This is a genomic window from Streptomyces sp. NPDC046925 (assembly GCF_040644915.1).
GTDB lineage: Bacteria > Actinomycetota > Actinomycetes > Streptomycetales > Streptomycetaceae > Streptomyces.
The window spans coordinates 480,784-503,368 of sequence record NZ_JBEYWZ010000002.1; the positions used below are offsets into that span (position 1 = coordinate 480,784).

19 protein-coding genes and 1 pseudogene are annotated in these 22,585 nt (G+C 70.3%); 11 read left to right on the top strand and 9 right to left on the bottom strand.

The features are described 5' to 3' along the window. Positions 1 to 895: 895 nt before the first annotated feature. The 8 genes and pseudogenes from ABZ906_RS08565 (at position 896) to ABZ906_RS08600 (ending at position 12,369) form a co-directional block, all read left to right on the top strand. Positions 896 to 5,002: an amino acid adenylation domain-containing protein gene (locus ABZ906_RS08565; RefSeq protein ID WP_361379203.1), complete on the top strand. Its 4,107-nt coding sequence runs from the start codon at positions 896 to 898 to the stop codon at positions 5,000 to 5,002. A gap of 13 nt (positions 5,003 to 5,015) precedes the next feature. Beyond that, the gene (epsC, locus tag ABZ906_RS08570; RefSeq protein ID WP_361190180.1) at positions 5,016 to 5,624 is read left to right on the top strand and encodes a serine O-acetyltransferase EpsC; all 609 of its coding nucleotides are present in this window, start codon (positions 5,016 to 5,018) and stop codon (positions 5,622 to 5,624) included. A 70-nt stretch (positions 5,625 to 5,694) separates the two neighbouring features. Continuing rightward, positions 5,695 to 6,930, top strand: a pseudogene (locus tag ABZ906_RS08575) (ATP-grasp domain-containing protein); the annotation flags it as partial. Next, positions 6,925 to 7,911 carry a cysteine synthase family protein gene (locus tag ABZ906_RS08580; protein ID WP_361381329.1) on the top strand — a complete coding sequence of 329 codons (987 nt, stop codon included), beginning with the start codon at positions 6,925 to 6,927 and terminating at the stop codon, positions 7,909 to 7,911. The pseudogene ABZ906_RS08575 and the gene ABZ906_RS08580, both read left to right, overlap by 6 nt. Continuing rightward, positions 7,908 to 9,284, top strand: coding sequence for an ATP-grasp domain-containing protein (locus ABZ906_RS08585; RefSeq protein WP_361379206.1), 1,377 nt, complete (start codon positions 7,908 to 7,910; stop codon positions 9,282 to 9,284). The genes ABZ906_RS08580 and ABZ906_RS08585 overlap by 4 nt, the downstream gene beginning before the upstream one ends. Then, the gene (locus ABZ906_RS08590) at positions 9,281 to 10,576 is read left to right on the top strand and encodes an ATP-grasp domain-containing protein (protein WP_361379209.1); all 1,296 of its coding nucleotides are present in this window, start codon (positions 9,281 to 9,283) and stop codon (positions 10,574 to 10,576) included. The genes ABZ906_RS08585 and ABZ906_RS08590 overlap by 4 nt, the downstream gene beginning before the upstream one ends. An 11-nt stretch (positions 10,577 to 10,587) precedes the next feature. Continuing rightward, a complete protein-coding gene (locus ABZ906_RS08595; RefSeq protein WP_361379212.1) occupies positions 10,588 to 11,853 on the top strand; it encodes an MFS transporter in 1,266 nt (421 codons plus the stop codon). Positions 11,854 to 11,916: 63 nt separating this feature from the next. After that, the gene (locus ABZ906_RS08600) at positions 11,917 to 12,369 is read left to right on the top strand and encodes a cupin domain-containing protein (RefSeq protein WP_361379215.1); all 453 of its coding nucleotides are present in this window, start codon (positions 11,917 to 11,919) and stop codon (positions 12,367 to 12,369) included. Between the two features lie 95 nt (positions 12,370 to 12,464). Here the strand turns inward: ABZ906_RS08600 and ABZ906_RS08605 are convergent, their stop codons facing one another. Then, positions 12,465 to 12,947 carry a nucleoside deaminase gene (locus ABZ906_RS08605; protein WP_361381332.1) on the bottom strand — a complete coding sequence of 161 codons (483 nt, stop codon included), beginning with the start codon at positions 12,945 to 12,947 and terminating at the stop codon, positions 12,465 to 12,467. A gap of 135 nt (positions 12,948 to 13,082) precedes the next feature. Continuing rightward, on the bottom strand, positions 13,083 to 13,919 hold the full coding sequence (locus ABZ906_RS08610) for an LLM class flavin-dependent oxidoreductase (RefSeq protein WP_361379218.1): 837 nt from the start codon (positions 13,917 to 13,919) through the stop codon (positions 13,083 to 13,085). A 224-nt stretch (positions 13,920 to 14,143) separates the two neighbouring features. On the opposite strand from ABZ906_RS08610, the gene ABZ906_RS08615 reads away from it, so the two are divergent. Continuing rightward, complete coding sequence (locus ABZ906_RS08615) at positions 14,144 to 15,376, top strand: cytochrome P450 (RefSeq protein ID WP_361379221.1); 1,233 nt, start codon at positions 14,144 to 14,146, stop codon at positions 15,374 to 15,376. Between the two features lie 15 nt (positions 15,377 to 15,391). Here ABZ906_RS08615 and ABZ906_RS08620 read toward each other — a convergent pair whose 3' ends face one another. Beyond that, a complete protein-coding gene (locus ABZ906_RS08620; RefSeq protein WP_361379224.1) occupies positions 15,392 to 16,360 on the bottom strand; it encodes a DUF3500 domain-containing protein in 969 nt (322 codons plus the stop codon). Between the two features lie 36 nt (positions 16,361 to 16,396). Next, positions 16,397 to 16,846, bottom strand: coding sequence for a MerR family transcriptional regulator (locus tag ABZ906_RS08625; protein WP_361379227.1), 450 nt, complete (start codon positions 16,844 to 16,846; stop codon positions 16,397 to 16,399). A 148-nt stretch (positions 16,847 to 16,994) separates the two neighbouring features. Between ABZ906_RS08625 and ABZ906_RS08630 the strand changes: the two genes are divergently transcribed. Further along, positions 16,995 to 17,978 carry a chlorophyllase gene (locus ABZ906_RS08630; RefSeq protein WP_361379230.1) on the top strand — a complete coding sequence of 328 codons (984 nt, stop codon included), beginning with the start codon at positions 16,995 to 16,997 and terminating at the stop codon, positions 17,976 to 17,978. 84 nt (positions 17,979 to 18,062) lie between these two features. Here the strand turns inward: ABZ906_RS08630 and ABZ906_RS08635 are convergent, their stop codons facing one another. From ABZ906_RS08635 to ABZ906_RS08645, 3 genes are all read right to left on the bottom strand, one after another. Further along, on the bottom strand, positions 18,063 to 18,596 hold the full coding sequence (locus ABZ906_RS08635) for a GNAT family N-acetyltransferase (protein WP_361381335.1): 534 nt from the start codon (positions 18,594 to 18,596) through the stop codon (positions 18,063 to 18,065). 294 nt (positions 18,597 to 18,890) lie between these two features. Further along, positions 18,891 to 18,986 (bottom strand): DUF1963 domain-containing protein, encoded by a 96-nt coding sequence (locus ABZ906_RS08640; RefSeq protein ID WP_361190539.1) that lies wholly within the window; start codon positions 18,984 to 18,986, stop codon positions 18,891 to 18,893. Continuing rightward, positions 18,987 to 19,583, bottom strand: a complete 597-nt coding sequence (locus ABZ906_RS08645; protein ID WP_361379233.1) for a helix-turn-helix domain-containing protein — start codon at positions 19,581 to 19,583, stop codon at positions 18,987 to 18,989. A gap of 137 nt (positions 19,584 to 19,720) precedes the next feature. On the opposite strand from ABZ906_RS08645, the gene ABZ906_RS08650 reads away from it, so the two are divergent. After that, positions 19,721 to 21,172, top strand: coding sequence for an amidase (locus tag ABZ906_RS08650; protein ID WP_361381338.1), 1,452 nt, complete (start codon positions 19,721 to 19,723; stop codon positions 21,170 to 21,172). A gap of 85 nt (positions 21,173 to 21,257) precedes the next feature. Here ABZ906_RS08650 and ABZ906_RS08655 read toward each other — a convergent pair whose 3' ends face one another. Together ABZ906_RS08655 and ABZ906_RS08660 are read right to left on the bottom strand one after the other, a co-directional pair. Next, a complete protein-coding gene (locus ABZ906_RS08655; protein WP_361379236.1) occupies positions 21,258 to 21,413 on the bottom strand; it encodes a hypothetical protein in 156 nt (51 codons plus the stop codon). A gap of 387 nt (positions 21,414 to 21,800) precedes the next feature. Further along, complete coding sequence (locus ABZ906_RS08660; RefSeq protein WP_361190209.1) at positions 21,801 to 22,472, bottom strand: hypothetical protein; 672 nt, start codon at positions 22,470 to 22,472, stop codon at positions 21,801 to 21,803. Positions 22,473 to 22,585 lie beyond the last annotated feature (113 nt).

The window sequence follows — 22,585 nt, forward strand, 5'->3', positions numbered from 1 at the left end:
AGCCGAACGGCCTGCCGCACCACGCCTCCGACCGGCGCCCGCACCCCCTCCAGGTCTCACCCTCGCCCCGCGGCGCTGTTTCACAGCCCGGGAAAACACGTACTCAATGCACGTATTGAGTTGAGAGTGACGGTTGTTCACGACTCTCAGCGGCAAGTCAACCCACTTTTTCGGCCAACTGGCCACCACTTGCCGGAAGCTGACATCTGTAAAGCGCGCCGCCCGTTTCGCCAGCACGCGCACACTCCCGATCGTCAAGCAGACGCAAACCGGATGCCGATCGACCATTCGCACCTTGCGGAGTCAGGCCAACCCGCGAGTTTTGTAACAGAATTAATGTTTTACAAGGCCTGTTCTCAGCATTTAGTGTGAGCGCCTAGAAAGAAACGACCCGCCGGTATCGGAATTCACCGTCGGACCCGATGGTCCGGACCACGTGATCGCCGACCGGCCGGTCAAAACGGGGAGAGTGTAAAGGTATGTTTGGGAAACATCTTAAGGTGACCCAGCTCATAGTTCCACGCTGTTGACGCCTTCTCAGCGCTGACAGGGGCGCCGCGCACAGACTCGCGTTCCGCCCCTTCGTCGCAGGCGAACGCCCATCGCCGCATGTCATGCACGGCTTGCACGGCATGCACCCGATGCGCGCCTGAGCGCTTTCCGGCCGGGACCGAGCCCGAGCACCGCGTTCCGTCACGGCATTTTCATTTCCAGCGCTCCCTGACTGTTCTCGCACGACGGTAAAAGGCCGACGGTCGATTTACGCTGCCCTTTCGGCACGACCTTTTTCGGTCCGGGCTTCATCATGCTTCATCGAAGCCTTTCCTGTGACGCACCCGACAGTTAACGGATTCCAGGTCAGAGAATGATGACGAACCCCATGGGGCCCAAGGAATTGTCCCTGTCAGACATGCTGAGCGCGGCCGTAGCCGCCCAGCCCGACCGTATCGCCGTCTCCTGCGGCGCGGAGAGACTGACTTTTCAGCAACTCGATGAGGGGAGCGGAGAAACGGCGGACCGACTGCGGCACCTCGGTGCCACGGCCGATGAACCCGTCGGCATCTTCATGCAGCCTTCCGTCGACCTCATGGTGAGCGTCTGGGGCATCCTGCGCGCGGGCGCGGCCTATCTGCCGCTGTCGCCCGAGTATCCGGACGAGCGCGTGCGCTACATGGTCGCGGACTCCCGGACCAAGGTCATCCTGACCGACGAGTCCCTGGTCTCCCGCCTCGCCGCGATGACCCCGCCCGAGACGAAGATCGTCACCGTGGCCCCGGCGCACACCCGCCAGGAGACGGGTCCGCAGACGGCGGCAGAGCCGGACACCCTTGCCGACGCGCCGAGTTCACCGGCCCCCGCGCACGTACGCGCCGACGACCTCGCCTACGTCATCTACACCTCCGGCAGCACGGGCAACCCGAAGGGCATCGGGGTCGAGCACCGCAGCATCGTCCACCAGATGCGCTGGATGGCCGACGAACAGGGCCTGGACCGTACGAAGACGGTGCTGCAGAAGACGCCGCTGAGTTTCGACGCCGCCCAGTGGGAGATCCTCGCGCCCGCCTGCGGCGCAAGCGTGGTGATGAGCGAACCGGGCGTCTACGCCGACCCCGGCGGGCTCATCGACCTGATCCTTGCGCACGGCGTGACCACCCTCCAGGGCGTGCCGACACTGCTTCAGGCGCTCGCCGACACCGGACGGCTGTCCGACTGCACCTCGCTCACCCAGGTCTTCAGCGGCGGCGAAGCACTCACCAAGAACCTGTCCGTCGAGCTGTTGGACGCGCTGCCGGGCTGCGAGCTGATCAATCTGTACGGGCCGAGCGAGTGCACCATCAACGCCTCGTCCCACCGCGTGGACCGCAGCACCGTCCAGCAGGGCCCGGACCACATCTCCATCGGCCGGCCGGTGCGCGGCATGAGCTTCCACATCCTGGACACCGCACGCCGGCCGGTCGCGCCGGGAGAGTCCGGCGAACTGTACATAGCCGGGCCGCAGTTGGCCCGCGGCTACCTCAACAACGCGGAGCTGACCGCCGAGCGATTCGTCACCCAGCCCTTCACCGGCGAGCCCCGCTCCACCACCGGCGAGCCCCGCTCCACCCGCCTCTACCGCACCGGCGACCTGGCCCGCCGGAACGACGACGGCACCGTACAGTTCCTCGGCCGCACCGACAGCCAGGTCAAACTGCGCGGCTTCCGCGTCGAGCTGGACGAGATCAAGGTGTCCGTCGAGAAGCACGACTGGGTCAAGTCCGCCGTCGTCCTGGTACGCGACGACACCCGGACCGGCGCCAACCTCGTCGCCTTCGTCGAACTCGACCCCGCACGGGCCGCGCTGATGGACCAGGGCAACCACGGCGCCCACCACCAGTCCAAGCAGAGCCGGCTCCAGCTCAAGGCGCAGCTGGGCAATCTGGGCACCCGCGACGACGAGGGCCTCGGCTTCGTAGAGCTGCCCGGCCAGGCGCCGACGGCCGTGCAGCGGCGCACGGTGTTCGCCCGTAAGACCTACCGGTTCTACGAAGGCGGCCCCGTCACCCGCGACGACCTCCTGGCCCTGCTCGCCCGGCCGGCACGGCCAGGCGCCGCGCCCCGCGACCCCGGCACCCTGAGCCTGGACGAACTCGGCTCCCTGCTGCGCTACTTCGGCCAGTTCCCCAGCGGGGAGCGCCTGCTGCCCAAGTACGGCTACGCCTCACCCGGCTCGCTGTACGCCACCCAGCTCTACCTGGAGCTGTCCGGCATCGCCGGCCTGGAAGCGGGCCACTACTACTACCACCCGGTCAGCCACCGGCTCACCCTGATCAGCCCCGCTCCCGCGGGACCGCCCGGGCTGCGCCTCCACTTCGTCGGGCGCCGCTCGGCCATCGAGCCGGTCTACCAGAACAACATCCAGGAAGTCCTGCGCTTCGAAGCGGGCCACATGCTGGGCCTGTTCGACCATGTGCTGCCCGAGTACGGGCTGCGCGTCGGCGCCCGCGCGGACGAGCCGGGCATCAAGGCCGCCCTGCACTGCCCCGACGAGGACCACTACCTGGGCACCTACGAGGTGCGGACGGCCGCCGCGGCGGTCGCGCCCGACCCGGTCGACCTGTACGTGCAGGCCCACCCCGGCCGGATCGCCGATCTGCCCGAGGGCCAGTACCGCTACCGCGACGGGGATCTGGTGCGGGTGTCCGACGACCTGATCCGCAAGCAGGACGTCATCGCCATCAACCAGGAGGTCTACGCACGCTCCAGCTTCGGCATCAGCATGATCGGCGGCGCGAGCGCGCCGTGGCAGCGCTACGTGGACCTCGGCCGGGAGCTGCAGCGACTGCAGCTGAACGACCTGGGTCTGGGGCTGATGTCCTCCGGCTACAGCTCGGAGACCGGCAACCCGCTGTCCTCGGCCCGGCGCATCAACGCCCTTCTGGGTTCCGCGCAGGAGAGCGCACACGGTCCGGGCACGGCCTCCTACTTCGCCGTCGGCGGCCGGATCAGCGCGGAGCAGCGGCTCAGCGAGGGCATGAAGGAGGACTCCGTGCACATGCGGGGCCCGGCCGAGATCGTCAAGGACAACCTCGCCGAGTCGCTGCCGCCGTACATGGTGCCCAACCGGGTCACCGTCCTCGACTCCTTCCCGCTCACGCCCAACGGCAAGATCGACCACCAGGCGCTGCGGGAGCTGGACCAGGCCGCCGTCGACGACGCCGACGCGCCGGTCGTCTCGCCGCGTACCCCCACCGAGGAGGCCATCGCCGCGCTGTGGCGCACGGTGCTGCGCCAGGAGCGGGTGTCGATCCGGGACAACTTCTTCGCCGTCGGCGGCCACTCGCTGACCGCGGTCAACCTGGTCGGCCGGATCAACCGGGAGCTGGGCAGTTCGCTGCCGCTGCAAGTCCTCTTCGACGCACCGACCGTGGCCGGTCTTGCCCGGCTCGTGGACCGTGCGCCCGCCACCGCGCTGTCCCGCCTGGTGCGGCTGCGCGGCGCGGACGGCGGCCGGCCCGTCTTCTGCTGGCCGGGCCTGGGCGGCTACCCCATGAGCCTGCGGCTCCTCGCCGGCCGTCTCGGTCTTGAACGCCCGTTCCTGGGCGTGCAGGCCTACGGCATCAATCCGGGCGAGCGCGCCTACGCGACGTTCGAGGAAATGGTCGCCAAGGACATCGAACTCGTCCGTCAGGTCCAGCCCACCGGCCCGTACACGCTGTGGGGTTACTCCTTCGGGGCCCGCGTCGCCTTCGAGACGGCCCGGCAGCTGGAACTGGCCGGGGAGACGGTCGACGAGGTGATCCTCCTCGCCCCCGGCAAGCCGCCCGTGGAGGTCGGCGCCGAGGGGCCCGCCGCGGCGACGGTCAGCTTCACCGACCCCGCCTTCGTCTCGATCCTCTACTCCGTGTTCGCCGCGAGCCTGGAACCGTCGGCCGTCGCCGCGTGCCTGGCGTCGACGCACGACGAGGACTCCTTCGTCGCCTGCATCTGCGACAAGTTCGAGCATCTGGAACGCGACCTGGTGCGCCGGATCGTCGGTGTGGTGCGTCAGACGTTCCTGTTCGAGTACGCGCCCGACGACCTGGCCGGGCACACCGGGCACCGGCTCACCGCCCCGGTGACCGTGCTGCGGGCAGCGGGCGACCAGCCCTCCTTCATCGACCAGGGCCACGCCCTGTCCAGCACGCCTCCCCGGATCAGCCGTCTGCAGGCCGATCACTACGCATTGCTGCGCGAGAACGGGGTGGACGAACTCGTCACCGCCGTCCGGGCCGCACGACTCCACAGGAAGGTCATCCCAGTGCCGCACGTCAACATCAAGCACTTCCCGAACAACCTCGAAGAGACCCAGATATCGGCCCTGGTGGACGCGATCACCAGCGCGGTCAGGACGGCCTTCTCCGTCGACGAAGGCGTCGTCTCCATCGCGCTCGAACCCGTGGCGCAGGACGCGTGGAACGAACGGGTCTACATCCCGGAGATCGTCGAAGACCCCGGCCATCTCGTCAAGAGTCCCGACTACTGAGGCGGAGGACCCCATGCGCAATGTGATCACCCGGGTACGGGAGGACCTCGCCATGATCGTCACGCGGGACCCGTCGATCCGCACCCGCGCCGAGGCGCTGCTGCACCCCGCCCTGCCGGCCCTGTGGGCCCACCGCACCGCGCACGTCCTCTACCGGCGCGGCCACCGGCAACTCGCGCGGATCCTGGCCTACCTGGCGCGCGCGGTGACCGGGGGCATCGAGATCCATCCCGGTGCACGCCTGGGCCGGCGCGTGTTCGTCGACCACGGGGCCGCCGTGGTCATCGGGGAGACCGCGGAGATCGGCGACGACGTCACGATCTTCCACCAGGTCACTCTCGGCGCGGTCGGCTGGTGGCGCGACGAACGCCGGGAGCCCGGCGCGAGGCGCCACCCCGTCGTCGGCGACCGGGTGGTGCTCGGCACCAACGCGATCGTGCTCGGTCCCGTCACCGTCGGGGACGACGCGCTGGTCGGCGCCGGTTCGCTCGTCCTGGGCGATGTGCCGCCGCGGGCCCGGGTGTCCGCTCCCGCGGCCGGCGTCGTCGTACCCCTGTCGGCCGCGGAACGCGCGCAGTCGGAGCAGCTGCTGCGCACCCTGGCCACCTCCGGGTGCTGGTGAGCACCAGCTCCCCGCCCGCAGTTCATCCATCACAGCCCGGCCGTGCGCCGGCATCGCAACGGAGGCACAGATGATTCACGTCGGAGTCCTGGAGAGCAATCTTTCCGGATCCGGCTTCGAGGGCCTGCAGATCATCAAGGAACTCGACTGCCGCGTCACCTTCTTCACCCGCGACCTGGACCGCTACCTCGCCGTACCGGGCGGCCCCGAGTACTTCGAGCGCTACGTCGACGACATCGTGCACTGCGAGACGAACGTCTACGAGGAGCTCCTGCCGCACGTCGAGGCGGCCGGGGACAAGCAGCCCTTCGACGCGTTCCTGACCCTGGCCGAGTACGACGTGGTCGTGGCCGCCGAGATCGCCGTCCACCTGGGGCTGCCCACCGTCAGCGTCGACGGCGTGGCCACCGCGCGCAACAAGGCTCTGATGCGCCGCCGCTGCGCCGAACTCGGCGTGCCCATACCGGCGTTCCGCACGGTGGGTACGCCCGCCGAGGCGGCCAAGGCCGCGGCGGAGATCGGCCTGCCCTGTGTGGTCAAGCCCGCCGACGAGACCAGCAGCGCGGACGTCCGCCTGGTGGACACCGCCGAGCAGGCGGGCGAGCACGTCGCCCTGATCCAGTCCCGCGCCGAGAACACCCGCGGCCAGGCCCGCTACCACGAGCTGATGGTCGAGGAGTATCTCAGCGGCCCCGAGGTCAGTGTGGAGGTCCTTGCCGACGGCGACCGCTACGAGGTGTTCGGGGTGACCGACAAGTCGGTCGTCGGCCTGGGCTACTTCGTCGAGCTGGCCCACACCTTCCCCTCCCGTCTGCCCGCGTCCCTCGTACAGGCCTGCGGCGACGTGGCGGTCCAGGCGCTGCGCGCGGTCGGCTTCGACCTGGGCATGGCCCATGTCGAGGTGAAGGTGACCGCGTCCGGCCCCAAGCTCATCGAGATCAACCCGCGGCCCGCCGGCGGGAAGATCACCTACCTCGTGGACCGGGCCCTTGGCATCAAGTCCCTGGAGCTGGTGGCCCGTCAGTACCTGGGCCAGCCGCTGCCCGTGCCCGCCCTGCCGCCGCGGCCGGTCGCCGGTGCCGCCATCCGCTATCTGACCGCACAGCCCGGCCGGGTGGTGTCGGTCACCGGCCACCAGCGGGCCGCCGCGCTGCCCGGCGTCGAGGAGGTCGTGGTCAAGCCCAAGGCGGGTTCCGTGGTGCGGGAGTTGCGCCGTAACGGCGACCGGGCGGGCCATGTGCTCGCGGTGGCCGAGACCGCCGAGCTCGCGGCACGCACCGCGGAGGCCGCCGTTCAGGAGATCGGCATCCGCACCGAGCCGGTCTCCCGGCGTCCGGTCGCGAACTCCCTCGTCGACCTGATCGGCGGCACCCCGCTGCTGCGGCTGCCGATGGACCGGGTCATGGACGGCGCCCCGGCCGATGCCGAGGTCCTGGCGAAGCTGGAGCTGTTCAACCCCTGGTCGAGCAGCAAGGACCGGGCCGCCCGCGCGATGCTGAGCGGCGCCGAACAGCGGGGGCTGCTCACCCCGGGCGACGGCACGGTGATCGAGGCGACCTCGGGCAACACCGGCATCTCGCTGGCCGCGCTCGCGGCCGACCGCGGCTATCGCTGCCTCATCGTGCTGCCGGACAACGCGACCCCCGAGCGGGTGGCCATGCTGCGCTCGCTGGGCGCCGAGGTGGTGCGCACCCCGCACACCGGCGGCTACCAGGCGGCCGTGGACAAGGCCGGGGAACTGCACCGGCAGACTCCCGGCTCGTGGTTCTGCCGCCAGCACGACAACCCCGACAACACCCGGGCGCACTACGAGACCACCGGCCCCGAGATCTGGAACGACGCCGACGGCCGTATCGACGTGTTCGTCTGCGGAGTGGGAACCGGCGGTACGCTCAGTGGCGCGGGGCGCTATCTGCGCGAAAGTCACCCCGCAGTGCGGATCGTGGCGGTGGAGCCCGCTGGCTCGCCCCTGCTGTCCGGCGGCAAGCCCGGCACGCACGGCATCCCGGGCTTCAACGGCGGCTTCATCGCGCCGACCACGCAGCAAAGCCTCATCGACGAGGTGATCACGGTTTCCGACGCGGACGCCCTGGACACCACCCGGCGGCTGGCAGCGCACGCCGGCCTGATGGCCGGTGTCTCGGGCGGCGCGGCCGTCCACGCCTGCGGCGTCCTGGCCGCCCGCCCGCACTACCGGGGCCGGCGCATCGTGACCCTGCTGCCCGACACCGGCGAGCGCTACTTGAGCCTGCTGGGCCGCGAGAGTACGCCCGGCGGTGCCCGATGACGGCGCCCGCGCCCGCCACGGGCCTGCCCCCCGACGACGACCGGCCGCGCCTGCTGATGGTGATGCCCTACCGCCAGTTCGTACAAAAGGCGCAGGCCCGGGGGTTCTGGGTCGGTGCGATCTGGGACCCGCAATTACAGACGCCGGAGTATCTCGCGGACGTACGCGCCCTGGCGGACGTGTTCGTGACGGCGGACTTCGGGGACGTGGAGCTGCTGCGGCGCACCATCCGCGAGACGGCCCGCGAGCACCGCGCCTCGGTGATCTACCACATCGGCCGGGAGGAGACGATGGTCGCCGCCCACGAGGTGGCCGAAGAGCTGCACGCCGAGGTCAACTCGTCGGCCGCGATCCGTTTCCTGGCCGACAAGCACGCGATGCGTGATCTGCTCGCGCGGCACGGCCTGTCCCCGGTGTCCTTCGAGGCGGTACCCACCCGGCGCGACGTGCCGGGCGCCGTCGAGCGGGTGGGGCTTCCGGCGGTCGTCAAGCCGGCCGCCCTCGCCGGCAGCCGGGGCGTGTTCCTGTGGCAGCGGGCACACGACCGGGTGGCCTGGACCGACCTCGTCGACGCCTACGGCTATGACGGGCCGTTCCTGGTCGAGGAGTATCTGCGCGGCCCCGAGTACAGCGTGGAGACGCTCAGTCAGGACGGCCACCACCAGATCGTCGGCATCACCGAGAAACTGCTCGGCGCTCCCCCGCTGTTCGTGGAGGTGGGGCACGTCCATCCGGCGCCGCTCGCCGCGCATCGCAGGCACGCCATCGAGGAACTGACCGCCCGCTTCCTCACCCTGTGCGGATACCGCTTCGGCCCCGCGCACACCGAGGTCATCTGGACGACGCGCGGTCCGCGCATCGTCGAGTCGCAGCCCCGGCTCGGCGGCGACCGGATCCCGAGGCTCGTCGAGCTGGCCTGCGGCCTCGACATCGAGCAGGCCGTCTTCGCCGGTCTAGCGGGCTCACCGGCCGAGGTGCCGCAGCCCACGGCGACGGCCGCCGTGCGGTTCTTCACCTTCCCGCCCGGGCGTATCGACTCGATCCGCGGTCTGGAGAAGGTCCGGAAGCTGCCCTACGTCGATGAGTTGACCCTGCGGCTGCGCCCGGGCGACACCGTGGAGGAGGTCCGCGACTCCAAGGGCCGCCACGGGCACGTCATCGTCTCGGGCGCCACACCCGATCAGGCAGGCCGCCGGTGCGCCGAGGTGCTCGACGCCCTCGAACTCGTCATCGACGGCACACCCGTACGCGCGGACGGCCGGGCCGCCGGCACACCCGAACCGGCGGCGGCACCGTCCCGCGCCCATCCCGCGCACCGCAGAAAGGCATCGACCGTGCAGTACTCCTCACCCACGTCCAGGAGGTCGCCATGACCCACCCGAAGGTGGCCATGACCACGCCCGACACCGAGGCGCAGGTGGTGTTCGTCGGCTACAACGCGGCCTATCTGCGCGCCATCGACGGAAGTGTCGCGCGCGGGTCCGTCGTGGTGCTCGAAGAGCCCGACATCATCCGCAAACGCGGGCTGCAGGACGCGGCCGCCCGCTTCGGCTGCCTGGAGCGGATCGTGCCGGTCAGCTACCAGCAGTCCGCCGGCGCCCTCGATCTGGCGGCCGATCTGGAGGCCCGGCGCCCGGTGGCCGCCGTGGTGCCCGGCCTGGAGTACGCGGTGCCCGCTGCCGCCGCCCTGGCCGAGAAGCTCGGCCTTCCGGGCGCCACCGAACAGGCCGCGCAGGCACTGCGGGACAAGGTCCGGCTGCGCGAGGCCTGCGACGCGGGCGGGGTGCGCAATCCGCGCTGGCGCGAGATCCACGGTCCCGCCGACCTGCTGGACTTCGCCGGTGACGGACCCGTGGTGGTCAAGCCCGCCAACCGGCAGGCGAGCGTCGGCGTACAGCTCCTCGACACGGTCGATGCCGCCTCCGCGGCCGAGGCCTGGGAGCGCACCTCATCGGCCGCCGAGTACGAGCAGGTGCCCGACCGGCACCTGACGTGGCGTTTCCTGGCCGAAGAGCGCCTGCGAGGGCCCGAGTTCAGCGTCGAGGCGCTGGTGCGCCAGGGCGAGATCATCTTCCACAACGTCACGGCCAAGACGGTGATACCGGGGCCCTACCCCGTCGAACTGGGCCACCTGCTGCCCGCGCCGCTCGACCGGGACACGCAGGCCGCCTTCGAGGGGGCCATGCGCGCGCTCGTCGCGGCGACCGGCTACCGCACCGGCATCCTGCACGCCGAGTGGATCCTGACCGACTCGGGTCCGACCCTGGTGGAGTGCGCGGGACGCTGCCCCGGCGACTACTTGATCGACCTGAACGACCTGGCCTACGGCACGCGCATCCGCCTGACCCTCATCGACCTGCTGGCCGGCCGCCCGGTCACCCTGCCCCGCACCGCCCGGCAGACATCGGCGATCCGCTTCCTGGCCGCCGAGCCGGGCACCGTGACGCAGGTCGCCGGGACCGACGCGGCGCTCGCCCTGCCCGGCGTGGAGGCCGCGGAGGTCGACGTCGAGGCCGGCCAGGAGGTCCGGGCGTGGGCGTCCTCCTGGGATCGCGCCGGGCATGTCATCGCGACCGGTCCCGACGCGGACACCACGCGCCGCCGCGTCCTGGCCGCGGACGCCGCCGTCCGCATCACCACGGGCCCCCGGGCCTCCACGGATTGAGGAAGCAGCAGATGTCTGTTCTCTGGCAGCGCGTTCGCGGCTGGCGCACGTCCGTGCCCGGCGGGCCGGTCGGCATCCGGCTGTCCGTGATGGCGATGATCGACGCCGTCGGCACCGGTGCCTTCCTTGCCGTGTCCGTGCCCTTCATCACCCGGTCCGTGGGCCTGTCGGTGGGCGAGCTGAGTCTGGGCCTGACCCTGTCCGCCGCGATCGCCCTGGCCACGGCGGTCCCGATCGGCATCCTGGCCGATCGGATCGGACCCAAGAAGGTCCTGGTCGGGGTGAGCCTGTGGCGCTGCGGCTGCTTCCTGCTCTATCCCTTCGTGCAGAACCTCTGGGAGTTCCTGACGGTGGTGTGCCTGCTCGGCCTCGTCGACAAGGCGGCGGCGCCGATGGAACAGGCCCTGGTCGGACAGGTGACGGCCACCGACGACCGGGTCAGGGTGGTCGCGGTCCTGCGCTCGCTGCGCAACGTCGGCTTCACCGTCGGCGCCCTGCTGGGCGGCGTCGGCCTGCTGATCGACACCCGCGTCGGCTACGGCGCGATCCTGCTGCTCAACGCCGCCTCGTTCGCCGTCCTCGCGACCCTGGCCTACCGGCTGCCGGTGCTCAGCAAGCCGGCGAAGAGCCTGCGCCGCCGCTTCTCGGTCGCCGCACTGCGGGACGGTCCGTTCCTGTCGTTCACCGGGATCAACGCGGTGCTCACCATGCACATGACCCTGCTGAGCATCGGCATACCGCTGTGGATCGTCGAACACACCAAGGCCCCGGCCGCGGTGATCTCGCCCCTGGTGGCGGTCAACACCGTGCTGGCGGTCGCCCTCCAGGTCCGCGCGAGCCGCGGCACCGAAACCATCGCCGGGTCGGCGCGGGCGCTGGTGCGGGCGGGCATGTCCCTCACCCTGTGCTGCCTGCTGCTCGTCGCGGCGCCGAAGCCGCCCGTCGTCCTGGCTGTCGGCGTGCTGCTCCTCGCCATGGTCGCGCTGACCGCCGGTGAGCTGTTCCAGTCCGCCGGTGGCTGGGGCGGGTCCTATCTGCTGGCGGCGCCCGGCCAAGAGGGCGTCTATCTCTCGGTCTTCTGGCTCGGCGTGGCCGTCCAGCAGATCGCCGCACCGCTCGTGATCGGCCTGGTCATCACCACCGGCACCGTCGGCTGGGTCGTCCTGGCCGCGCTGTTCGCCCTCTGCGGCCTCGCGGCCCCGGCCATCGGCCGGTGGGCGCAGGCACAGGCCGACCGCCGTCCGCAGCAGGACGCGGCCCTGGCCGAAGCCGCGTGATCGCCCCCGCGCACCTGACCGGTGAGCGGGTCGTCCACTTGCACATCACCCGAGGAGGGAACCATGTCCGTTCCGCTGTATGTCCCCGCCGGTGAAGGCGAATACGTCGACATCCGGGACACCAAGAGGACGTATCTGAAGCTCACCACGCCCGAGTCCAACGGGGAGTTCGGCTTCTTCGAGCACCACATGGCTCCGGAGGCCAAGGGAGCGTCCCCGCACATCCACAAGCAGTCCACCGAGATGTTCTACGTGGTCAAGGGCGAGATCGAGTTCACCATCGGCGACCGCAAGGTGGTCGGCGAGCCGGGCGCCTTCGCCTACATCCCCAAGGGCGAGCCGCACGGGTTCACCAACCGGGGCACCGAGGACGCCACGCTGCTGATCATGTTCTACCCGATCTACGACCGGGAGGACTACTTCCGCGGCCTGGGACGCCTGACGGCCAACGGACGCAATCCCAGCATGGAAGAGCTGCGCGAGCACATGGCCAAGTACGACCAGTTCATGGTCTGATCCCGCACGGCCCGGCCGTCCGGCCTGGCGACCGTGCGGGAACGAGCCGGGGCCCGGCAGCGCACCTCGCTGCCGGGCCCTCGACTGAGGCGCCGTCAGTCGGATGCGCTCTTCTTCATACGGAGGCGCCGCCACTGCAACTCCTTGACTTGTGCTGCCAGTTCGGGCACCGGACCGGCCACCTCCAGGCCGGGTACGACCTCCCGGATGGTCAGCGGACTCAGCGGGGAGGTGAGGGGCACACCCCACTCGGCCTTCCACTCCCTGGCCTGCCGGGACGAGCTCGCATACACGATGCGGCCCAGGCCGACCCATCCGTGTGCGGCCGCGCACATCGGGCAGTGCTCGCCCGAGGTGTATACGGTCGCCGCGGCTCGCTCCCTGGGGGTCAGGTGCGCCGCGGCCCACCGGGCGAGCGCGAACTCCGGGTGGGCTGTTGGGTCGTTGGTGGTGATCTCGCGGTTGCGGTCCTCGGCCCTGACGCGGCCGTCCGCGTCGACGAGCACGGACCCGAACGGCAGGTCGCCGTCCTCCAGCGCCTCGGCCGCCAGCTCGATGCAGCGGCGCAGGTGGGGCAGATCGCCCTGGCCGACTTCGGCGGCGGGAGCGGGGTCGGATCCCGGGAGGTCGTGGTCGTGAGGTGCCACTGCTGCTCCGTCTCTATAGAGGTGCCGGAGTGATGCTTGAGGGGTGCCGGAGAGATGCCTGTCGAGCTAGGTCCGGTGTGCGGCCACGGTGGCCAGGGCCTGCCAGGCCGCCTCGGGCCGCAGCGTCTCGGCCGGATCGCCGTGGTACGGGTCGAGCAGCACGCTCTCGGCGCCGGCCACGCGCAGTTCCTCGACGTCCTCCAGAAACTGCTCGAGGGTGCCTTCTCCGGCCCGGCGATCCGCACGGTCGACGGGTTTGTCCGTGAGCCTGAGGCGAATCCGCGGCGCCAGACCCGGTACGGGCAGCGCGAGTTGGGAGGCCATGCCCTGCAGTCGCTCCAGCGCGTCCCTGAACCACGGCATCGTGAACCGCAGCGGATGCCACGGAGCACCGAACCGCACGGCCCGGCGTATGGCCGCGTCACTGTTCCCGCCGATCCAGACCGGAATCTGTCCCGACCGGTAGTCGGCGTCGTTCTGCCAGGCGGTGCGCAGCGTCCGCAGGCAGTCGTCGGTCAGCGCGCCACGCCGTTCGAAAGGGACACCGAGGGCCTCGAATTCCTCGCGGGCCCAGCCGACCCCCACCCCCAGGACCAGCCGTCCGCCGCTGAGTTCATGCAAGTTGGCGGCCATGCGGGCGATCAGCAAAGGGTGCCGGTAGGGGGTGATGAGCACCGTCGTCCCCAGCTTGATCCGGGACGTGATTCCGGCCATCCAGGCCAGCGTGGTGAAGGGTTCGTAGAAGGGCGCGGGGTACTGCTCGGCGACATCCGGCGTGATCGCCACATGATCGGACATCATCAGCAGATCGAAGCCGAGGCCCTCCACGGTCGCGGCCCAGCGAGCGAGGTGATCCGGATTCGTCCCGGGCCCGAAGTTGGGGACGTTCACACCGATCCGCATGGGCGCCACCCTAGCGCAAGGCGCCTTGTCCAACAGGCGCGCCGGGAGCGGCGGTTGGGCTTCCGGATGGTAAAAACCCCTGGCAGGCGGGGTGTCGGCCACTAGTCTGGCCTGTGCTTGCCCTTGCCCTGCCGAGCCTTCACAACTCAGCTCCACGCTCGGCCGGTTGCCCGACCGCAGCGACGCCTGTTGTCCCTTTTACTCCAGTCCCAGGGAGCCCCCACATGACCCAGCCGCCCATCCTTGTCCTGGACGCCGCCGGCAGCGACCGGCACGCCGAAGATGCCGAATTGCGCTCGCGCGGCCCGGCCGCCCGTGTCGACGTCCTGGGCGTCGAAGCGTGGGCGGTGACCGACCCGGCTCTGCTCAAACAGCTCCTCACCGACCCGCGTGTCTCCAAGGATCCCCGGCAGCACTGGCCGCTGTTCCCCGACAAGATCCTCGGCACCTGGCCGCTGGCCCTTTGGGTGGCCGTCGACAACATGTTCACGGCCTTCGGAGGCGACCACCGGCGGCTGCGGCGGCTGGTCGCCCCGGCGTTCACCGCGCGCCGTATCGCCGCCCTGCAGCCGCGCATCGAGGAGATATCCCAGACGCTGCTCGACGAGTTCGCCGCCATTCCCGCCGGAGAGCCCACCGACCTGCGCGAGCGGTTCGCCTATCCGCTGCCGATCCGGGTCATCAGTGAACTCATGGGGCTCCCCGAGCACTCCAAGCCCAACTTCCGCCGTACCGTCGACCGGGTCTTCGACACCACGCTCAGCCTCGAAGAGGCCGCAGCGAACACCCGGGAGGTGTACGCGATCATGGCCGACCTGGTCGCGTCCAAGCGCGCGGAGCCCGGCGAGGACATGACCTCCGTGCTCATCGCCACCCGGGACGACGACGGCTCCGCGCTGACCGAGCAGGAACTCCTCGACACGCTCCTCCTCGTGATCAGCGCGGGCTACGAAACCACCGTCAACCTCCTCGACCAGGCCATCGCCGCGCTGCTCACCCACCCCGAACAACTCGCCCTCGTACGCGCGGGCAAGAGCACCTGGGCGGACGTCGTCGAAGAGACCCTGCGCTACGAGGCGCCCGTCGCGCACCTGCCGATGCGGTACGCCATCGAGGACATCACGCTGGAGCAGGGACTCGTCATCCGCCAGGGCGAGGCCATCCTCGCCTCCTACGCGGCAGCGGGCCGCCACCCCGACCTGCACGGCGCGAGCGCCGAGACGTTCGACCTGACGCGGGTCAGCAAGACCCATCTCGCTTTCGGCCACGGCGTCCACGTCTGCCTCGGCGCGGCCCTGGCCCGCATGGAGGCCGAGACCGCGCTCCGGGCGCTGTTCACCCGCTTCCCGGATCTCACCCTCGCCGTCCCGGCCTCCGCCCTGAGCCCCGCGGAGTCCTTCATCTCCAACGGGCACCGGGAACTGCCCGTCGTCCTGCGCCCCGCCACCGAGAGCTGACGCAGCCCCTGCCCGCTATGTGTGCTGCTGCGTGTAGTGCGCGCGCAGCAGGTCGGCGCCCCAGTCGTGACGGACGTGCCGCCACACGGAGTGGGCGTGGTTGCCGTCGTCCTGGGTGTTGTCGTACTCGATGAGGAAGTCCGGGGACCGCACGCAGTAATAGTGCCGGTCTCCGGGCTCCCTGCCACCGGCCCAGGCGAACGAGAGGGCGTCCAGTCCGCGCGCCACGGTGTCGGACCAGCACTCCTGCGCGTACGCGGTCGGCGCGCGGTCGAGGTAGCGGCGCACCAGGGCTGCGAGCAACCGCTGCTGATCGGGCGTCATGGCACCGTGCGGCAGGCCGACCGGCAGCAGGTCCGGATCGGCGAACGGGTCGTCGCGGGTCAGGATGTCGTCCGGCGGCTCGGCGGCGAAGACCGCCTTCGCCCGACGCCCGGCGTCCAGGCCGGTGACCAGCTCACGGGCCAGGTCTTCCTCCGGTCCCAGCAGTCGGCGCCCCGCCTGCGGGCCGTCCGCGATGCGCGCCGGCTCGGACCCGATGAAGTGCGGTGTCACCCGCAGCCCGTCCGCCGTGATCAGTACGTGTACGGCCAGATGGTGACCGTTCATCCGCCAGCCCCAGGGCCCGTCGCCGTCCGGGTCGCCCAGCAACCGCACCCAGTAGCGATCGGCCCCCGTGGCGCCGGCCATGGCACGGCGGTGTCGCTCCACCTCGATCGCCCCGCGCGCCAGTTCCGCTCCGGCCGCACTGTGCGCCGTGGCCAGCAGCGCGTCGACGGCCTCGCGCTGCGGTCCGTCCATGCCCTCGGTGGACAGCCCCGGACGTGCGCCCGGCAGATACGTCCACTCGCGCCACTCGGGTGCGTCGATCCGCGCGGGCCCCGTACGCAACTCGCCCTCCTGCTCCGGTTCCAGCACGGCCAGCAAGGCGTGTACGGCCTCACGCATCTCCGCGGCCGTCGCCGCCCATCGAGACCCCTTCACTGTCTCTCCTCCCCCTCGGCGCCCGATCCTGCGCACTCACGGGTGCGGTGGCACCCCAGGAGGTTCATGGTGCGTCATCCCGCGGCGAGGGGACACCGGAGCGCGGTCTTCCTCATGATCCGCCCGGCAGGGGGTGCCGGTGCGCAAGGTGTCGGAGGCACCGGCGATGACGGCATCGAGGCGGTCCCGGGTGTGGGCGAGGTCCGTGATGTGCCGGTCGAGGTGATCGCGTTCCGCGGCCAGGCGCCGGAGGAGTTCGGGGGTGGCCTTGCCGTCGATGACGCAGGGCGTGAGTTCGGCGATGGTCTTGCTGGAGAGGCCCGCGGCGTACAGCTCGCGGATCACGCGGATCCGGTCGACGGCGGCTTCCGCGTAGTGGCGCTGGCCGCTGTCGCTGCGTTCGGCGGTGAGCAGGTTCTGCTCCTCGTAGTACCGCAGGGCACGGGTGGTGACGCCCGTGCGGCGGGCGAGTTCTCCGATGCGCATTCCCGGCTCCTCACTCGCTGTGACGTGAGTCACTTCGCTTGCCTTTGACGTCGACGTCAGGTTTTAGCGTAATCGCCGTGCCCGTCTCCGGGAGATTCCTCCCGGCAGCCCCCGTACGGGCAGTGCCTCGACTGAACTGGAGCGTTGGATGACCAGCTATCGGGCGACCGGCCTCACCGGTCCCGAACCCACCCCGACCGTGGCGGTCAAGCCGCTCGTGCTGCCCGCGCCGCAGCGTGGCGAGGACCTGCGCGGTGCGGACCTGCGCGGTGAGGACCTGCGCGGTGAGGACCTGCACGTACGGATCACCGCGCCGGTCACCGGCACCCGGCTGCCGGTCGTGCTGTTCGCGCACGGATTCGGTTCGAACCTGGACGGCTACGCACCGCTGGTCGACCACTGGGCCTCGCACGGATTCTCGGTCGTCCAGGCCACCCACCTCGACTCCAGGCGCCTCGGCCTCGCCGCGGACGACCCCCGCAGGCCGCACCTGTGGCGCCACCGCGTGGAAGACATGACACGCGTCCTGGACGAGTTGGGGAGTCTGGAAGCGTCCGTGCCGGGTCTCGCGGGCCGGACTGACCACGGCCGTATCGTCGCGGCGGGGCACTCCTTCGGCGGCCAGACCGCGGGCATCCTGGTGGGTCTGCGCGTCAAGGACCCGCAGACCGGCATCGCCGAGGACCTGTCCGACGCGCGGGTCATGGCCAGCATCCAGCTGGCCACCGCCGGCCGGGGCGGCGACGAACTGACCCCCTTCGCCCACGAGAACCTGCCCTGGCTGCGCGATCAGGACTTCTCCCGCATCACCGCCCCCGGACTCGTCGTCGCCGGCGACAAGGACGACCTTCCGCTCTCCACCCGGGGGCCGGCCTGGACGACCGACCCCTACACCCTCAGCCGCGGCGACAAGAGCCTGCTCACCGTCCACGGCGGCGAGCACTTCCTCGGCGGCATCGCCGGCTACCAGTCGACGGAGACCACCGACGAGGACCCCGACCGGCTCGCGCTCGTCCAGCAGGTCACCCTCGCCTACCTGCGCCACGTCACCGGGGTCGACCACACCGACTGGGAGCACGCCCAGCAGGTGCTCGCCGACAGCCACCCGCTGGGCAGGCTCGAATCCAAGTGACGCCCGGGGCCGCGGCAGGCGAGGGAGTCTCAACCTCACCCTAAAGTTGAGGCTGAGACTCCGGGCCGCCGAGGTCGAGGGTGGTCACATCGGCAGGGAGAAGAGACGCACCGGCTCCGAGGGCCAGTGCGCGTCGTCACGCAGGGGCGTCACCATCGTCCGCAGCGGCATGGTGACCACGCGGCTTTCGGGTTGTTCGACGAGCACGTCCCGCTCCAGCAGGTGCCATCCCAGGCGCTGGTACAGCGCCACGAGGGGAGGTCTGCAGAACAGGAGCGCGTGCTGCGGACCCATGGTGCGCGCGTGGTCGAGGGCCGCGGTGAGGACGATCCGGGCCAGCCCCCGGCCTTGCATGTCGGGTGCGACGGCCACTCCGCCGACGCCGACCACTTCCGTCTCGGCCTCACCGATCGCGACGGGCAGTCGCAGCAGACCCACATGCGCGACGAGCCGGTCACCGCACCTGGCCCCGAAGTGCTCCTCCTTCTGCAGCCAAGCCAGACCGGCCGCGGCGACCCCGAAGGGGTCATCGCCGGCGCCGAGTATCTCCTCCTGGTCTGCCTTCGTGTACCGAGGCAGCCGTACCGCGGTGGGCGTCCCGGACCTTCGGGCCAGCACCCGCGCTATGTCGATATCGCTCTGGAGCACGCTCAGCCGGACCGGAGTGCGCGAGTCATCGAGGACGACGGCGTGCAAACGGTCGCCGACCTGCGGAGGGGCTGCCTCAGCGGACCACCAGGACGGATGCTTGGCCTGATCGACGAAGCCCGCGACGCCGTCCGCATCGACGTACGAGCCGACGCCCGCGACGGCCGTGACGACGACATCGATCTCCTGGTGATTCACCAGTGCCATAGCAAGCTCCCCATCATGCCGCCGGACCTGCCGAGTTGAGAGTTGACGCGAATTCGATCAACTGCACTGCCAAGTAAACATCGCCCGCCCAAACCGACCCAGAGCTAGGTCCTCAGGGCGGATGAGCCAGTACAGGGCGCCGCCAAGGTGCAGTCAGGCGTCGTGTCGGGCGAGGAGGCCCTCGATGATTTTCAGCAGTCGGTCCCCCGCATCGTCGATGCTTCCGTTCTGTGTGCTGACCTGTGCGCCTTCCAGTACGAAGGTGATCTCGGCCGCGGCCTGTTCGGGGTCGGGTAGTCCGGCCTCGGTGCACATGCCGACCAGTCTGCGGGTCTGGAGGGCCTTGTGCTGCTCGATCACTTGCCGTGCGGGGTGGGAGCGGTCGGGCAGCTCGGCGAGTGAGTTGATGAACGGGCAGCCCCGGTACGAGATCGCCGGCAGGCTGTCGGCGATGAAACGGGCCAGGCCCAGGATCTGCTCCTTGGGCCGGCCGGGGTGCTCGGCCTCGACCCGGTCGAAGGCGGCCTGGTAGTCGGCGGCGACGATCCGCAACCACTCCGCGACCAGCGCGTCCTTCGTCTCGAAGTGCCGGTAGATCGCCATCTTGGTGGTCTCGGCGCGCTCGGCGATGGCCTGCACGCCCACCCGCCGGATCCCCTCGCTCTGGAACAGCTCTTCAGCCGCGTCGAGGATGCGCTCGCGAGGCGGCAGTTTCGCCACCCTGCTCGGCCTTCTGGCAGTCGAGGTCATGGTGGCTCCCGGGGGTCCGATCGGTGACGGGCCCTTCGCCGTCACCTCCTGCTACGGTACCAGTCCGTCCCATCCGATACCGTTCGGTATCATCAGGTACCAAGCGGTATCAATCTTTCGCCAGGAGTGGAGTGACAGTGAAGACTGCCGAGTACACGAGCTTCGACGCCGTCGGGCTCGCGCAGCTTGTGGCCGCCGGCGAGGTAACCCCCGCCGAACTGGAAGCGGCCGCACGCGAGGCCGTGCGGAGGGTCAATCCGCAGATCAACGCCGTCGTGGAGACATGGCCGACCGACGACAAGCCGGAGCCGGGCAGTTCACCGCTGGCCGGCGTCCCCTTCCTCGTCAAGGACATCGGAGTCTCCATGGCCGGGCGGCGCATGGAGCTGGGCAGCCGTCTCGCGGCCGGCAACATCGCGGGCGCCGACTCCTTCCTGATGCAGCGCTTCCGACGCGCGGGCCTGGTGACCTTCGGCCGGACCGCGACACCGGAGTTGGCCTACGGCATCACGACGGAATCGGTGCTGTACGGCGCGACCCGTAATCCGTGGGACCTGGACCGGAGCGCGGGCGGCTCCAGCGGGGGTGCGGGCGCCGCGGTCGCTGCCGGGGTGGTTCCGATCGCCCACGCCACCGACGCCGCGGGGTCGCTCCGCATCCCGGCCGCCTGCAACGGTCTCTTCGGCCTGAAGCCGACCCGCGGCAGGGTCTCCATGGGCCCCGGCGCCGACGAGGTCTTCAACGGCCTGGGCGTGCAGGGCAGCGTCAGCCGCACCGTGCGCGACAGCGCGGCGCTGCTCGACCTGATCCGCGGACCGGAACCGGGCGACCCCTACTCCGCCCAGCAACCGTCCAGGCCCTACGCGCAGGAAGTTGCCCGTCCCCCGGGCTCGCTGCGGATCGGCGTACTCCCCCATGCATGGGGCGGACGCCGCACCACCGCTCCGGTGGCCGACGCTCTCGCTCGTACCGTGCGTCTGCTGGAATCGCTCGGCCACCGGGTGGAGGAGGTGGAAGTCGGCCTCGGGTCCGACTGGGAGGAGTTCGTCCTGGCCAACGCCCGCCTGATGACCGCGAACCTGACGGCCACGGTCGACGAACTGTCCGCCGCCTTCGACCGCCCCGTCGATTCCTCCACCCTTGAGCCGGTGACTCTGGCCGGCTACCACTACGGGCAGCAGGTCAGCGGCGCCCAGCTCGTCGCCGCTCTCGCGCACCGCAACCGCGTCGCCCGAAGCCTGGCACAGCACTTCGACACCCACGACATCCTGCTCACCCCGACCTTGCCGGAGCTCCCCCTGCCCGTGGGCGCCCACACCGAGGGCGTGGAGGCACTGGACGGCAAGGGCTGGATCGACCGCATCAACGCGCTCTCGCCCTTCACCATGGCGTTCAATGTCGCGGGCACGCCCGCCATGTCCGTGCCGGTGACGGCCGACGCCGGGACAGGGCTCCCGATCGGCATGCAGTTCGCCGCCGCTCACGGCCACGAAGGCCGCCTCTTCCGCCTGGCCGGGCAACTCGAGGAGGCAAGCCCGTGGTCCGGCCGCATCCCCGGAGTGTGGGCGGGGGACGACTCGGGCCAGTGACGGCCGGGGCCCGGCCCTTGAAGCTGCCGGGCCCCAGCCTGTGGCGGGGCCTACTCGCGCGCTCTCAGCCGGGAGCGCAGCCGGCTCAGCGGGCGAGCCATGTCGCACCCGCGAGGGGGCCGAGGATGGACGCGGCCAGGGTGAGCAGGCGGTACGGCACCTGTTGGATCGTCATGCGCAAGCCTCCGATGCGCAGTTCGAAGAACGGCGGGGCGGGCGGTGACGTGGTCTGGTTCTTCATCGGACTTCCTCCGGAAAACGACGAAGCCCCGCCTCGATGAGGCGGGGCTTCTGCGAGTGGTGACAGTGCTTGCTGGTGTCGGGCTTGCTGTTGTCGGGCTTGCGTTGTCGGCTGGATCAGGTGTGGATCTGGCCGTTCGCTTGTCCTGACGGCTCCTCGCTTACAAGTGGCGGAGGCCGTGCGGTGCTTACGGTCACGAGTTGCTTCATGGCTTGCCCCTTGGGGTGGCTGGCCTGCACGGGCCATCTGCCACGGTTCCGGGTGAGACCGCCAGCCCGGCCGCGCAGCGAGTCGGGCTGGCGGTCTCACCCGGGTTCGTGGCGTAATGGACGTGCGGGCCAGCCACCCCAAGGGGCTCTCAACAGTGTGAGCGTGACGCTCGCGCCGTCACGGCTTACGGGAGCGCAGAGCGCTCTGTTCCCGCAGTGCTTCCAGCAGATCCCCGGCCAGGGGAGCGTCCCGTACCTGCTTGCGGAAGCGATAGAGCCGTCCCTCGACACCGCGTTCGCTGATCTGCAGGCGGTCGGCGATCTCGCTGTGCCGGTACCCGGCCGCCATCAGCACCACCGTGGCACGCACTTCGGGTTTCGCCTCCCACAGCGCCCGTTCGAGGGCATCGCGAGCGACGACGTCCAGTGCGGGGTCGGCCTGGTGAGACCTGGCGGACAGGAAGTTCATGTCCGCGGCGGGAAGCGATATCAGCGTTCGGCGGTGCGTCTGCCACGTGCGGAAGACCGATTGGAAACGCTGGATCATGGCGTTCACGAAGTACGTCTCCAGGGCCGCACCCTTGCGGATGTCCCACTTCGACCAGACGTCTTCCGGATCCTCCAAGAGCTTCACGAGCGAGTCACCAGCCAATGCGGCACGCTCGTCGGGGGAGCTGCGCAGCACCTCGAGATCGGCCGAGGTCGGATGGACGGGGCGATTGAGATCGCGGCCCTTGTCGTAGACCCGCTGTGTATGGATCAGCTTCTTCAACGTCGCGTATCCGTAGGACGCGAGGTGATCGACAGTCTCCTTCGGCGGAGCGCTGGTCAGCCTCGCTTCCTCCGGCACATCATCTCCGTCCAGTTGGCTCCGCCCGTGTGTCACAGGCTGATCAATCTAGTTTCAGAGGAGGCCCGTGTTTGGTCATAGGCATCACGAAGCCCAAAACCCACGCAAGTTTT

Excerpts from the sequence above, each read along its gene's own strand:
- ABZ906_RS08600 (WP_361379215.1), top strand. The coding sequence starts at position 11,917 with ATGTCCGTTCCGCTGTATGTCCCCGCCGGTGAAGGCGAATACGTCGAC.
- ABZ906_RS08595 (WP_361379212.1), top strand. The coding sequence starts at position 10,588 with ATGTCTGTTCTCTGGCAGCGCGTTCGCGGCTGGCGCACGTCCGTGCCC.
- ABZ906_RS08645 (WP_361379233.1), bottom strand. The coding sequence starts at position 19,583 with ATGACCTCGACTGCCAGAAGGCCGAGCAGGGTGGCGAAACTGCCGCCT.
- ABZ906_RS08585 (WP_361379206.1), top strand. The coding sequence starts at position 7,908 with ATGACGGCGCCCGCGCCCGCCACGGGCCTGCCCCCCGACGACGACCGG.
- ABZ906_RS08625 (WP_361379227.1), bottom strand. The coding sequence starts at position 16,846 with ATGCGCATCGGAGAACTCGCCCGCCGCACGGGCGTCACCACCCGTGCC.
- epsC (WP_361190180.1), top strand. The coding sequence starts at position 5,016 with ATGCGCAATGTGATCACCCGGGTACGGGAGGACCTCGCCATGATCGTC.
- ABZ906_RS08610 (WP_361379218.1), bottom strand. The coding sequence starts at position 13,919 with ATGCGGATCGGTGTGAACGTCCCCAACTTCGGGCCCGGGACGAATCCG.
- ABZ906_RS08655 (WP_361379236.1), bottom strand. The coding sequence starts at position 21,413 with ATGAAGAACCAGACCACGTCACCGCCCGCCCCGCCGTTCTTCGAACTG.
- ABZ906_RS08630 (WP_361379230.1), top strand. The coding sequence starts at position 16,995 with ATGACCAGCTATCGGGCGACCGGCCTCACCGGTCCCGAACCCACCCCG.
- ABZ906_RS08615 (WP_361379221.1), top strand. The coding sequence starts at position 14,144 with ATGACCCAGCCGCCCATCCTTGTCCTGGACGCCGCCGGCAGCGACCGG.
- ABZ906_RS08590 (WP_361379209.1), top strand. The coding sequence starts at position 9,281 with ATGACCCACCCGAAGGTGGCCATGACCACGCCCGACACCGAGGCGCAG.